12 protein-coding genes and 1 other RNA gene are annotated in these 12,756 nt (G+C 34.7%); 8 read left to right on the forward strand and 5 right to left on the reverse strand.

What is annotated here, in order from left to right:
• The first annotated feature begins 6 nt into the window (after positions 1-6).
• Positions 7-204 (forward strand): hypothetical protein, encoded by a 198-nt coding sequence (locus IE051_RS13175; protein WP_189361425.1) that lies wholly within the window; start codon positions 7-9, stop codon positions 202-204.
• Positions 201-764, forward strand: a complete 564-nt coding sequence (locus IE051_RS13180; RefSeq protein ID WP_189361427.1) for a DUF8465 domain-containing protein — start codon at positions 201-203, stop codon at positions 762-764. Before IE051_RS13175 ends, IE051_RS13180 begins: the two co-directional genes overlap by 4 nt.
• On the opposite strand, the gene IE051_RS13185 is transcribed toward IE051_RS13180, so the two are convergent.
• Positions 761-1,678 (reverse strand): hypothetical protein, encoded by a 918-nt coding sequence (locus tag IE051_RS13185; protein WP_189361428.1) that lies wholly within the window; start codon positions 1,676-1,678, stop codon positions 761-763. The two genes, IE051_RS13180 and IE051_RS13185, sit on opposite strands and share 4 nt — an antisense overlap.
• A 140-nt stretch (positions 1,679-1,818) precedes the next feature.
• Between IE051_RS13185 and IE051_RS13190 the strand changes: the two genes are divergently transcribed.
• Positions 1,819-2,967, forward strand: coding sequence for a cysteine desulfurase family protein (locus IE051_RS13190; protein WP_189361430.1), 1,149 nt, complete (start codon positions 1,819-1,821; stop codon positions 2,965-2,967).
• Here IE051_RS13190 and IE051_RS13195 read toward each other — a convergent pair.
• Together IE051_RS13195 and IE051_RS13200 are read right to left on the reverse strand one after the other, a co-directional pair.
• Complete coding sequence (locus IE051_RS13195; RefSeq protein WP_229796810.1) at positions 2,964-5,423, reverse strand: TonB-dependent receptor; 2,460 nt, start codon at positions 5,421-5,423, stop codon at positions 2,964-2,966. The two genes, IE051_RS13190 and IE051_RS13195, sit on opposite strands and share 4 nt — an antisense overlap.
• 11 nt (positions 5,424-5,434) lie before the next feature.
• Positions 5,435-7,120: a M23 family metallopeptidase gene (locus tag IE051_RS13200; protein WP_189361432.1), complete on the reverse strand. Its 1,686-nt coding sequence runs from the start codon at positions 7,118-7,120 to the stop codon at positions 5,435-5,437.
• Positions 7,121-7,296: 176 nt separating this feature from the next.
• Between IE051_RS13200 and IE051_RS13205 the strand changes: the two genes are divergently transcribed.
• The 4 genes from IE051_RS13205 (at position 7,297) to rny (ending at position 9,693) form a co-directional block, all read left to right on the forward strand.
• Entirely contained in the window at positions 7,297-7,587 is a 291-nt protein-coding gene (locus IE051_RS13205; protein ID WP_189361434.1) for a coiled-coil domain-containing protein, read from the forward strand.
• A gap of 15 nt (positions 7,588-7,602) precedes the next feature.
• Positions 7,603-7,896 (forward strand): cell division protein ZapA, encoded by a 294-nt coding sequence (locus IE051_RS13210; RefSeq protein WP_189361436.1) that lies wholly within the window; start codon positions 7,603-7,605, stop codon positions 7,894-7,896.
• A gap of 55 nt (positions 7,897-7,951) precedes the next feature.
• A non-coding RNA gene (gene ssrS, locus IE051_RS13215) (6S RNA) lies at positions 7,952-8,060 on the forward strand.
• Between the two features lie 58 nt (positions 8,061-8,118).
• Complete coding sequence (rny, locus tag IE051_RS13220; RefSeq protein WP_189361438.1) at positions 8,119-9,693, forward strand: ribonuclease Y; 1,575 nt, start codon at positions 8,119-8,121, stop codon at positions 9,691-9,693.
• A gap of 89 nt (positions 9,694-9,782) precedes the next feature.
• Here rny and xerD read toward each other — a convergent pair whose 3' ends face one another.
• The gene (xerD, locus tag IE051_RS13225) at positions 9,783-10,679 is read right to left on the reverse strand and encodes a site-specific tyrosine recombinase XerD (protein WP_189361439.1); all 897 of its coding nucleotides are present in this window, start codon (positions 10,677-10,679) and stop codon (positions 9,783-9,785) included.
• A gap of 70 nt (positions 10,680-10,749) precedes the next feature.
• On the opposite strand from xerD, the gene aroQ reads away from it, so the two are divergent.
• Positions 10,750-11,166 carry a type II 3-dehydroquinate dehydratase gene (gene aroQ / locus IE051_RS13230; protein ID WP_189361440.1) on the forward strand — a complete coding sequence of 139 codons (417 nt, stop codon included), beginning with the start codon at positions 10,750-10,752 and terminating at the stop codon, positions 11,164-11,166.
• 76 nt (positions 11,167-11,242) lie between these two features.
• Here the strand turns inward: aroQ and lpdA are convergent, their stop codons facing one another.
• Positions 11,243-12,634: a dihydrolipoyl dehydrogenase gene (gene lpdA, locus IE051_RS13235; RefSeq protein ID WP_189361441.1), complete on the reverse strand. Its 1,392-nt coding sequence runs from the start codon at positions 12,632-12,634 to the stop codon at positions 11,243-11,245.
• Between the last annotated feature and the right edge of the window lie 122 nt (positions 12,635-12,756).

A 12,756-nucleotide genomic window follows, 5' to 3' on the forward strand; every position in this document is an offset into this window, starting at 1 on the left:
AGTACTATGAAATATTTAAATTATATTTTTATAATTATTGGCGCGTTTACAGCCATGTATGCCAAAGTAGGTGAGCACGAAAATCAATTCATGTTAATGGGAGGCATTGTATTATTAATGATTGGCGTTTACCGAATTTCTAAGACGATCCCAAGTAGAAATAAGCATGAGAATGACGAACATCAAGAAAACGAAGACTTATGAATTTTGAACTTGGTGATCATGTATTGGTTTTAGATGAAGATTTATCTGGTGTAATAAAAGAAATAAATAACCAAACTGTAACCATTGAAACAGGAGATGGGTTTTTATTAAATTTCCAGACTAATGAGTTGGTGAAGAGTGAAAAAAATCAGAAGTTAAAAACGGCTTTGTTTTCTAAAACGTCAATTGATGCCGTGGTAGCAGAGAAAGAACAAACTAAAAGAAGGCATCAAGTTAAGAAACGGGCAAAAGATCGTTATGAGCCTACTCTAGAAGTGGATTTACATATTAATCAATTAGTAAAATCTTCAAGGGGTATGGCAAATCATGATATGTTAAACTTACAGTTAGACACAGCAAGACGGCAATTGGATTTTGCTATTTCTAAGCGCATTCAAAAGGTCGTATTTATTCACGGCGTTGGCCAAGGTGTACTTAAAATGGAGTTGGAATATTTATTTGGTCGTTATAGTAACGTGAAATACTATGATGCCAACTACCAAAAATATGGTTTAGGTGCTACTGAGGTGTATATTTATCAAAATGCGCCTTCCAATTAATTAAAAATAGGATCACCTACGCGTGTTTGTGATAAGGCACTGTTTTCTAATTCTCCAAAATCATAGAAATCGGCAGAGATGATTTGAATGTCAATATCTCTAATGATAAGCGTGACTTTATAGGTTTGCACAATAGTATGCGTTCTATAGCCAGTAGCGGGAACTGTTGTGGCAACTTGAGGATTTAAATAATCAGGACCAACCTCAAAGTTGGTAGTATCATTAGCGGGATTGTTGTCTTGGGAATCATTTTCTTCATCTCTGGTTTTTACACCATCGCCATCATCGTCTGTATCTAAATAATCTGGTATGGAGTCACCGTCACTATCCAGTGCATCACTTAAATCACCGTCTCCGTTAGGATCTGGATCTTCGTCTTTGGTAAGTATATTATCCCCATCGTCATCAGCATCTATATAATCAGGTATGCCATCATTATCCGTATCATCATCTTCCAAATTGCCATTATTGTTCCTGTCTTCTAATATAGCCGGAATCCCATCATTGTCATCTTCAGTAAGTACTGTTTTTAAGTCGGCACTACCACTGGTACTTTCAATATCTTGGGTAATAATAACCTCTGAATTGGGGATGTCACTACAAAATAAATCACTAGGTAAATCGGTATTACTATAGGTTCTATAATTAAAAGGGTTTGTTGTGTTAATCGTATATGTTTTTTCAAATAGACCATCTTCGTCAACCGTTAGTATGTCTTCTAAAGTAACACCATTTAAAAATAAAGATAAAGATTCTGAGGGATCTTCTTTAGTCTTAAAAAGTACCAAATTGGTAACACCACATGATTCAAAAGTATCTTCAAAATCAAGTTCAACTGTTATGATATCACCATCATTACATGAGTAAAATGAAACAAGAGCAATAGTGATTATAGTAAAAACTAACTTTCGCATGTTATTTGTTTTTGGCAAAAATAAAGGAATTGACAATTATAACGTATCATAATGATAATAATTTTATTTCAAGTATTTTTGATGCGAATTAGACCCTGAAAAAGAGAAAGAGAAACGTTATTTCAAATGCAACTACTAAAATGAATCGTGTTTATTTTGATAATGCTGCTACGACACCCATAAGAGATGAGGTTGCTCAGGTTGTTTTTGAAGTTATGAAGAATAATTTTGGAAACCCTTCGTCATCCCATAGTTATGGGAGGTCATCAAAGGTTTTAATAGAGCACTCAAGAAAGTTAATTGCTCAGTCTTTAAACGTGTCTGCTGGAGAAATTGTATTTACATCGGGTGGTACCGAAGCTGATAATTTAGTGCTTAATAGTGCTGTTAGAGATTTAGGAGTAACCAAAATAATAACCTCAAAAATAGAGCATCATGCCGTTTTACATACAGTTGAGGCCTTAAAAAAGGATTATAATATTAATGTTGCATATGTAAATGTCAATGGTGCAGGCGATATTGATTTAAATCATTTATCAGTATTATTAGATACTAATGAAACGTCCTTGGTCAGTTTAATGCATGTAAACAATGAAATAGGAAATATTTTGGATGTTAAAAAAGTTGCCGATTTGTGTACATTACATAAGGCTTACTTTCATACCGATGCCGTACAAGCTATAGGCCATTATAAACTAGATCTTCAGGACATTAAGATTGATTTTCTTGCAGCCTCTGCCCATAAGTTTCATGGACCGAAGGGTGTAGGTTTTACCTTTGTTAGAAAAAACTCTGGCTTAAGAGCGCTTATTATTGGTGGGGAGCAAGAAAGAGGTTTAAGAGCAGGTACTGAAAATATTCATAATATAGTTGGCATGGAAAAAGCGCTTTCCATGGCTTATGAGAATTTAACCAGTGAGGCTAATTATGTACGTGATTTAAAGCAGTATTTTATAGATCAAATTTCAGCAGAAATTCCTGGAGTATCCTTTAATGGACAGAGCTCTAATTTAGAGCAAAGTACCTATACTATGGTAAATGTAGGGTTACCCATACCGGCTGAAAAAGCGGGAATGTTGTTATTTCAATTGGATTTAAAAGGTATTGCCTGTTCTAAAGGTAGTGCCTGTCAAAGTGGAAGTACGCAAACGTCTCATGTCCTTTATGAGCTATCACATACTGAAGCATTAAACAAGCCCTCGTTACGGTTTTCATTTAGTATATACAATACAAAAGAAGAAGTTGACTATGTTATTGGTGTTTTGAAAACGTTTATTTCTAAACCCTAAAACTTCATTGTTGTTCTAACGTTAAACACTCTAGGGGTGAGATAATTTGGTATGGCTATTTGTCTTTTGTTACTCACATCTCTTACCCAAGTATTTGTAATTGAATTTTGAGCGTCAAATATGTTATAGATTTCAAACCCAAATGATAGCCCTTTGAATGGTTTTTTCCAACCGTGACTAAATTGTTTATTCGCATCAACCAAAACATACTGTAAACCTAAATCGGCACGTTTGTAATCTGGGAGTCGGTTTTGGTAATCATATGGGTCGGCATAGCTAGGTGAACCGCCAGGTAATCCTGTATTATAAACCAAATTTAAATACACTTTTAGATTAGGCATATTGGGAACATAATCTTGAAAAAGTGCCGCAAATTTTAAACGTTGATCTGTAGGTCTTGAAATATAGCCTCGATTATCAATATTTTCTTCTGTTTTTAAATAACCAAAACTAAACCATGATTCTGTTCCAGGCACAAACTCGCCATTTAATCTAAGGTCCAAACCGTAGGCGTATGCGGTGGCATTATTTTTTGCGCGATACCTAATACGAACGTTTTCTAGTGTATAAGGGTTAACATCCCATAAGTTTTTATAGTAGATTTCTGAGGTTAGTTTAAAGGGTCTATTCCACATTTCAAAACTATAATCATTACCTATTACGGCATGAAAAGATTTTTGAGATTTCACCTTAGGTTGCACTACACCACTAGAATCTCTTAATTCTCTATAAAAAGGCGGTTGATAATAAAAGCCTGCAGAAACTCTAAATAGCATGTCTTTTTTCCATTCGGGCTTGATGCTAAACTGTCCTCTTGGGGTGAATACGGTGCTATTTGAGGTTTCAATACCGTCGCCTTTAACACTCCAATTATGCATTCTTACCCCTAAATTATACCAGACGTCATTATTTCCAAGTGTAGAACGTTGGCTCCATTGGGCGTAGGCCTGAACTCTATTGATTTGCGTGTTGTTTTTTGCTCTTACATTCTGAAAAGGTTCAAGTTCTGCGGTATAAGGTATATAAGGCTGTTCATTGGCAGGCTTGCTTGGCGGCCTAATGGAGAACCCTGCAGAATCAATGACTTCCCACTCAACGAGTCGATCACGAATATTTTCATTAGTATATTTTATAGACCATTCAATTCGATTGTTATCGACTTTGAAATCACCTTTATGTTCAATATTTGTAATGAGTGCATCTAAATCATTTCTACCATGGGTTAGCTGGCTTCCAATCCCTTCAGAAAATTCTACTTCACCAAAGTCCTCATCGCCAATATTGGCATTCACCTCTCCCAATCTATATTGTGCTAAGATATCATAGTATTCTTCCTCTCTGGTGTGATATGTTGAAGCAACAAGGTGTAAGTTTAGATCATCATTGGCAAAGTATGAACCTTTAAATGCCCCAAATACGGTTTGATACCGGTCTTTTTCTTGGCCTTCATAAAAAATCAATAAGGCGATGGGGTCGGCAAGTGTACCAAAATTGGTTTGCCGCGTGTAGGGTTCATAATTGTATGAGTTTATTGAAGCATTACCTAGAAAACTCAAATGAAACTTATTGGAAAATCTATAAGTAAAAAAGCCTTGTATATCGGCAAAAGTGGGGTTGAAGTTGGTTTCGGTTTCTCTGGCGTTAACCAATAAGCTATTGTCACGATACCTGCCACCTACAATAGCGGTAAATTTTGAATCCTTACTAATGTTTTCCACAGATAGACTACCGCCTAACAAACTTAAATCAGCGTTAACCTCAAATTGATAGGGGTTCTTATATGTAATATCTAATACAGAAGATAATTTATCTCCATATTTTGCTTGAAACCCTCCCGCGGAAAAGTCCACATTCTGAACCATATCGGTATTCACAAAACTTAGGCCTTCTTGTTGTCCTGAACGTACTAAAAATGGGCGATATACTTCAATGCCGTTAACATAGACTAAATTTTCATCAAAGTTACCACCACGAACCGAGTATTGCGTGCTTAATTCATTGTTGTTACTTACACCAGGTAGCGTTAATAATAAATTTTCTACCCCAGCATTAGCACCTGGGATTTTTCGGATAGTTTCAGGTTTCAAAGTCACTATACCTTCAACTTCTTTGCGCCTATTACTAGTTATGACCACTGGTGCAATCTGCTCTACAGAAGAACTCATTACGGGGTTGAATTCAAATTCTTCACCATTTTTAAGATTAAAAATACTGCTTACTTTTTTAAGAGAAAGATGAGTGAATTCTATGGTTACCTCTTTATTCGAAGGAATTGTTAGGCTGTAAAAACCATTAGCATTGGTTTCTGTGCCCCCAGTATCTGTTTTAATACTTACCTTCTCAACGGGTTGATTCCTTTCATTTAAAATAACCCCTTTTATTGTCGCGGTTTGCGCAATGCCAATGGTAATTATAGAAAATATTAGGCAGGTGGTTAGTAAAAGTTTTGATTTCAAAAGTAAAAAGTTTATTTCCTGTAAAATAACGTTTCAAATGTAGAATTATTTCCAACATTATCCGTTACAATTATCTTTAAATTATTCTTGGTATCTAAGATAACGTTGTCATTAAAATCATGAGTTAATGTTTTTGTTTTATAATCATACTCCATTAATATCCATTTTCCATTCACCGTTGCTCTATATTTTGAAATCCCAGAACCCGTATCATCAATTTTCACCTTTAAAAATCTGTAATTACTCAGCCATTGTCCTTTTTTAAAATTAATAGGCTTTATAGTTGGACTTATAGTATCTGTCTCTAAGGCAAAAGTCCCTAGTTTTTTCGTGTTGGCTATTAATACATCACCTTTTCTTTTGGTATAGGTGTATGTGGGGTAATTTTTAGAACCTACTAAGCGGGCAATATAAAGTTTGTTCTTATCCTGGTTGTTATAATGGCTGATATCAAATGAAATACTAAAACTTTTCTTTGCCGCTTTGGTATCCTCGTGTAATTTTAGGGTATCATTTTTTACTTCAAAGTCAACATAAAAACCCTCGTAAAATGTGTTTTTATAAAAATCAACAGATATTCTTCCTTCTGATAAATTGATGTCTTGGTTTTCGTTTATATAAAAGGGCGTTTTCTTAGTTGGTTTGGGTGTAGTTTTACTGGCATTGCTGCCTTTAATTTGAACGGTAACCCAAGATTCGTTGTTTTTATAGTCTGCTACCCGTACTTTGTAGACCGAATTTGTACTATCTGCAATGGTAATGTGTCCATCTTTTTCTGCAGATTTAATAATGCTTAAAGGATTATTTTTTTTAAATAATTTTTGAATACGCGCCTTGTTTTTTATGTAATATTCATAATCTATAAGTTCATTAATATGCTTGGTTTCAGTAAAGGAGAATCGTTTAAAATCCAACTCAAAATTTCTGCTGCCATTAAGAAACGTTTGAATGTTGTATACACCATTAGAATTGGCTGCCAAATCTTGTCTATCAATAGTTTCAATTCCAAAGCCTATGGTACCAATAGCTTCAATGTCTTCAGCATAATAATCGCCTTGCGCATTAGGCGTTAATCTCAGCTTTTGTTTCGCGTTGTTTTTATTGATAAAGGATTCATTATTTAGCGGATAAACAAATAATGATTTTATAATTGGGTTGGTGTTATCCTTGATATCAATTCCAAAAAGCATGGGGTTCATAGGGCGCTGTGCATTATCCCTTATTTCAAAATGGAGGTGTGGGCCTCCAGAGCCCCCTGTATTACCACTATAGGCAATTAAACTGTCTTTTATAATTTTTAAATCTTCAGCTTTTGGAAATAATTCAATTTCGTAAGACTCTTTTCTGTATTGCTCCTTTTTTATATAGGATTCAATTTCGGGTGAAAATTTTTGTAGGTGGGCATAAACAGTTGTGTACCCATTAGGATGAGCAATGTAAAGCGCTTTACCATAACCAAAATGGGAGATTTTTATACGACTAACATAACCGCTAGCTGAGGCTTTAACTTTAAGGCCTGTTCTGTGTTGTGTTTTAATATCTAAGCCGGCGTGAAAATGATTTGATCGTAATTCAGCAAAAGTACCCGACAATATTAAAGGAATCTCTAAAGGTGTGCTAAAATAATCTTGTGGATAGTTATTCTGGGCCTGAACAAATAGAGAGGTAATAAAAAAAAAAGAAAGTATTAAACGCATGAATTGATATGAAGGGCTAAATTATTAATTTGATATTAACTAACAAAGCATAATTCAAAAATCAAGCCAATGATTTTGAAAAGGCAATGGATATGGCTTTTCAAAATTTATCTAAAAACAATTGTTATTTCATCTAAGGTATGTTAACTTTGTGATATAAGTATTGATATTTGTAAATGGGTAATATTGAAGATATTGTAGATTCATTAGAAAACAAGATTAGTAAATTATTACACAGACTAGAGCTTTTAAAGATTGCAAATTTGAAATTAAATGAAGAATTAGATATTTCAAAGCAAAATTGTTCAAGCCTTAATGATGAGGTTTTGGCTTGGAAAGAAAAATATGAAGCGCTAAAAATGGCAAATACGATACTTGGTAGTGACGATAATAAAAGAGAAACTAAGCTTAAAATAAACGCTTTAATCAGAGATATTGATCATTGTATTGCTCAGCTTTCAGATTAATGTATTAGAAACTCAATGTCAGAAAAGCTTAAAATAAAGCTGTCAATAGCCAATAGAGTTTATCCTTTAACCATTGAAGCACATCAAGAGGAAGGATTGCGGAAAGCGGCTAAGAATATTGATGTTATGATTAAACAGTTTGAGCAAAGTTATTCTGTGAGAGATAAACAAGATGTATTAGCTATGTGTGCTTTGCAATTTGCTTCTCAAGTTGAACAGAAGTCTATTGATAAAGCAAATGTTAGTGAACATGTGGAAGAAAAGCTTAAGGCTTTAAATGATTTATTGCATTTGCATTTGGTTTCTTAATCGTTCTTTAAAATAAATAAAAGTTACTGCCTGCATTGGTTATTTTTTTTGATAAACTCAACGTTAATTCTTTAAAAAGGGTGAGTTTAAGTTGTAAAAGCATGCTGCCTTAGTCGCAGATCCTTGATCAGCTTGTTAGCCCTAAACTTGTTTTTAAGGAGTTTATACAAAACTTTATACTGGTGTAGGCTTTTTTTATATATATAAACCACTAAATTAACGATGGATAACTCAATTATATTTGCAGTAGGGGGAGTGATATTAGGCCTTGTCATAGGCTTTATTATTTCTAAAACACTTGAAAAGAATAATGCTTCTAAGCTCATTAGCGAAGCTAAGAAAAGTGCCGCTTTGGTGCTCAAAGAAGCCAAAAGTGACGGTGAAAATCTTAAAAAAGACAAAATTCTTCAGGCCAAGGAGAAGTTCATTGAACTTAAGGCGGAGCATGAAAAGGTCATTCTAGGGCGTGATAAGAAAATGGCAGAGGCTGAAAAGCGTACTCGCGATAAGGAATCTCAGGTGTCTAATGAAGTTGCCAAGAATAAAAAACTAAATGATAATCTAGAGAATAAGGTTAAGGACTACAATCATAGGTTAGAGGTTCTGGAGAAAAAACAAGAGGAGCTTGATAGGTTGCATAAAAGTCAAGTGCAGCAACTAGAGGTTATTTCTAGTTTATCGGCCGAAGAAGCTAAAGAGCAGTTGGTTGAATCTTTAAAGGGAGAAGCTAAAAACGATGCTATGGCCTTTGTTCAAAGTTCTTTAGAAGAAGCCAAATTAACGGCTGAACAAGATGCTAAGAAAATTATTATCAATACAATACAACGTATTGGAACAGAGGAAGCTGTTGATAATTGCGTTTCAGTATTTAATATTGAGTCTGATGATGTTAAGGGACGTATTATTGGTCGAGAGGGTCGTAATATTAGAGCCATTGAAGCTGCCACAGGTGTTGAGATAATTGTTGATGATACGCCTGAAGCTATTATTTTATCTTGTTTTGATTCTGTAAGGAGAGAGGTGGCACGTTTATCGTTGCATAAACTTGTTACTGATGGTAGAATTCATCCTGCGCGTATTGAGGAGGTTGTTAAAAAGACCCAAAAACAAATAGAACAAGAGATTATAGAAGTGGGTAAGCGTACGGTTATAGACTTAGGAATCCATAATTTACATCCTGAACTTATTAAGATGGTTGGAAGAATGAAGTATAGATCTTCATATGGTCAAAACCTACTACAGCACTCTCGTGAGGTAGCAAAACTGTGTGGTGTCATGGCTGCTGAGCTGGGACTGAATCCTAAACTAGCAAAACGTGCTGGTTTATTACATGATATAGGAAAAGTGCCAGATGCTGAAGCTGATATGGAAACACCACATGCAATTTTAGGTATGCAATGGGCTGAAAAGTTTAATGAAAAAGGCGAAGTATGTAATGCTATTGGTGCGCATCATGACGAAATAGAAATGAAGTCGTTATTGGCTCCAATCATTCAAGTATGTGATGCTATTTCTGGTGCAAGACCGGGTGCAAGACGTCAAGTTCTTGACAGTTATATACAACGTTTAAAAGATTTAGAGGATATTGCTTTTGGTTTTACAGGCGTTAAAAAGGCTTATGCTATTCAAGCGGGAAGAGAACTAAGGGTTATTGTTGAAAGTGAAAAAGTTGATGATCAAAAAGCAGCTGATTTATCTTTTAGTATTTCTCAAAAAGTTCAAACGGATTTAACGTATCCGGGACAAGTAAAAGTGACGGTGATAAGAGAGACTAGAGCTGTTAACATAGCTAAATAATCGATATTTATTTGAAATAAATACACTAGGAATATAAAAGAAAAAGCCCAACTTTATGTTGGGCTTTTTTATTAGTCTAAAAGTTAAAACTATTTTCTAGGGTGGAATTGCTCCACCACTTTAGTTAAGTGTGTTTTATCTAAATGCACATATATTTCAGTGGTGGTAATACTCTCATGACCTAACATCATTTGGATGGACCTTAAATCAGCATTGTTCTGCAAAAGGTGGGTCGCAAATGAATGTCTAAAGGTATGCGGTGACACCTTTTTTTTAAGCCCTATTTTTACCACCAGTTGTTTAATGATTGTAAATACCATGGCTCGAGTAAGTTGTTTTCCTCTTCTATTAAGGAACAGCGTATCTTCAAATCCGGGTTGAATATTTAAGTGAATTCTATTTTCATTTCTATAGATGTTGATATACTTCTGTGTTATGCCCACTATAGGCACAAATCGTTCTTTATCTCCCTTCCCTGTAACTTTTATAAAGCCTTCTTCAAAAAATAAATCAGATATCTTCAATTGAATCAGTTCACTAACGCGTAAACCACAGCCATATAAGGTTTCAAGCATGGCTCTATTACGTTCACCTTCTGGTTTACTAAGGTCGATGCCTTTTATAATAAGATCAATTTCCTTTTCAGAAAGTGTGTCAGGTAGTTTTCTGCCTATTTTTGGAGATTCAATAAGTTCTAAAGGGTTTGTAGTTCTGTAATCTTCAAATATTAAGTAATTAAAAAAACTTCTTAAACCCGAAATTATTCTTGACTGAGACCGTGCATTTACCGTCTTAGCAACCTCATAAATAAACTGCTGAATGCTATTGGAATCAATATCAATAGGAGAGTGGCTTATGTTGTTATGCACTAAGTATTTAATTAACTTGTTAATATCAAGAACATAACTGTCAATAGAGTTTTGGGATAGCCCACGTTCTATCTTTAAATAAAGTTGATAATCATTAAGTGCGCTTTGCCATTTCATGCTTGAGTAAAAATAAGGACAAAAAGCTATTTTTAAAATTAAATAGCAGAATTTTAAATATCTTTACCTCATGAAAAAGCTAATCATCATTAACGGTCCAAATTTAAATTTATTAGGTAAGCGAGAACCCAATATTTATGGCAGTCTTACCTTTACTGAGTTTTTAGAAGAGATTGTGGGGAAATACCCAGACGCTAGTATTGAGTATTTTCAGTCTAACATAGAAGGTGAGTTAATTGATAAACTGCAAGAGGTTGGATATACCTATGACGGGATTGTATTAAATGCTGCAGCCTATACGCATACTTCGGTAGGTATAGGAGATGCCATAAAAGCTATTGAAACTCCGGTAATAGAAGTTCATATTTCAAACACCTTTGGTAGAGAGGAGTTTCGTCATCAATCTTTCATATCACCAAACGCTAAGGGTGTCATTCTTGGTTTTGGTTTGCAAAGTTATGAATTGGCCATTCAAAGTTTTTTATAAACATAGTTTAAGATATATCATAAAAAAAGCGATTCAGTATTTGAATCGCTTTTTTATGTTTATTATGTATTCTATTCTATAAATGAATGACTTCATCATAAGCATCAGCAACGGCTTCCATAACGGCTTCACTCATTGTTGGATGCGGGTGTATTGTTTTTAATACTTCATGCCCTGTAGTTTCGAGTTTTCTACCTAAAACGGCCTCAGCAATCATGTCTGTAACGCCAGCACCTATCATATGACATCCTAACCATTCGCCATATTTAGCATCGAAAATAACTTTTACAAATCCTTCTTTTGTTCCAGCAGCAGTAGCTTTTCCTGAAGCAGAGAAAGGGAATTTACCTACTTTAATATCATATCCAGCTTCTTTAGCCTTAGCCTCTGTTAATCCTACAGATGCAATTTCAGGAGATGCATAAGTACACCCTGGTACATTGCCATAATCAATAGCTTCAGTATGTAAACCTGCTAGTTTTTCAACACATGTGATACCTTCAGCTGAAGCAACATGCGCTAATGCTTGACCAGGAACCACATCACCAATAGCGTAATAGCCAGGGATATTGGTCTGGTAAAAATCATTAACTAAGATTTTATCTCGGTCCACTACAATACCAACATCTTCTAAACCTATATTTTCAATGTTAGATTTGATGCCTACAGCCGATAATACGATATCCGCTTCTAAAGTTTCTTCACCTTTTTTAGTTTTCACGGTGGCTACCACACCAGATCCTGAAGTGTCAACAGATTCTACTGAAGAATTTGTCATGACCTTAATACCTGATTTCTTTAACGAATTGGCAAATGCTTTTGATATATCGGCATCTTCTACTGGTACAACATTTGGCATGAATTCAACAATTGTTACTTCAGTACCCATGGAGTTATAAAAATGTGCAAATTCCACACCTATAGCTCCCGAACCAACAACAATCATTTTCTTTGGTTGCTTTGGTAAAGACATGGCTTGACGGTATCCAATTACTTTTTTACCATCTTGTGGTAAATTTGGTAATTCACGTGAACGCGCCCCTGTTGCAATAATTATATTTGAAGCACTATATTCGGTAACAGTTCCATCTTCAGCTGTGACGTCAACTTTCTTTCCTGTTTTTATTTTACCAAAACCTTTAAGAATATCAATTTTATTCTTTTTCATTAAAAACTGAACGCCTTTACTCATGCCTTCAGCAACACCACGACTGCGCTTAATTACAGCGTTAAAATCCTTATCAATAGCTTCGGCTTTTAAACCATAATCATCAACGTGTTTTAAATAATCATATACTTGAGCACTTTTTAATAGTGCTTTCGTAGGAATACACCCCCAATTTAAACAGATGCCTCCAAGACTTTCTTTTTCAACAATCGCTACTTTAAAACCAAGTTGCGATGCTCTAATTCCTGTTACATATCCTCCAGGACCACTTCCAATAATGATGATGTCGTATTTACTCATGTGTTAATTTTTAGGGTACGAATTTACAAAATCGAATTAATATAATGAATTTAGAAGCGTTTAAATTTAGACCTTAATTAGTACTACGTTAATTAAGGTTTTAATTCATGAGTGGAGCTGAA

The organism is Algibacter mikhailovii (assembly GCF_014651495.1).
Taxonomy (GTDB): domain Bacteria; phylum Bacteroidota; class Bacteroidia; order Flavobacteriales; family Flavobacteriaceae; genus Algibacter_E; species Algibacter_E mikhailovii.

Coding starts and splice junctions, on each gene's coding strand:
- aroQ (WP_189361440.1), top strand. CDS start 10,750: ATGAAAAAGCTAATCATCATTAACGGTCCAAATTTAAATTTATTAGGT.
- IE051_RS13180 (WP_189361427.1), top strand. CDS start 201: ATGAATTTTGAACTTGGTGATCATGTATTGGTTTTAGATGAAGATTTA.
- IE051_RS13185 (WP_189361428.1), bottom strand. CDS start 1,678: ATGCGAAAGTTAGTTTTTACTATAATCACTATTGCTCTTGTTTCATTT.
- IE051_RS13210 (WP_189361436.1), top strand. CDS start 7,603: ATGTCAGAAAAGCTTAAAATAAAGCTGTCAATAGCCAATAGAGTTTAT.
- xerD (WP_189361439.1), bottom strand. CDS start 10,679: ATGAAATGGCAAAGCGCACTTAATGATTATCAACTTTATTTAAAGATA.
- IE051_RS13175 (WP_189361425.1), top strand. CDS start 7: ATGAAATATTTAAATTATATTTTTATAATTATTGGCGCGTTTACAGCC.
- rny (WP_189361438.1), top strand. CDS start 8,119: ATGGATAACTCAATTATATTTGCAGTAGGGGGAGTGATATTAGGCCTT.
- IE051_RS13200 (WP_189361432.1), bottom strand. CDS start 7,120: ATGCGTTTAATACTTTCTTTTTTTTTTATTACCTCTCTATTTGTTCAG.
- lpdA (WP_189361441.1), bottom strand. CDS start 12,634: ATGAGTAAATACGACATCATCATTATTGGAAGTGGTCCTGGAGGATAT.
- IE051_RS13190 (WP_189361430.1), top strand. CDS start 1,819: ATGAATCGTGTTTATTTTGATAATGCTGCTACGACACCCATAAGAGAT.
- IE051_RS13205 (WP_189361434.1), top strand. CDS start 7,297: ATGGGTAATATTGAAGATATTGTAGATTCATTAGAAAACAAGATTAGT.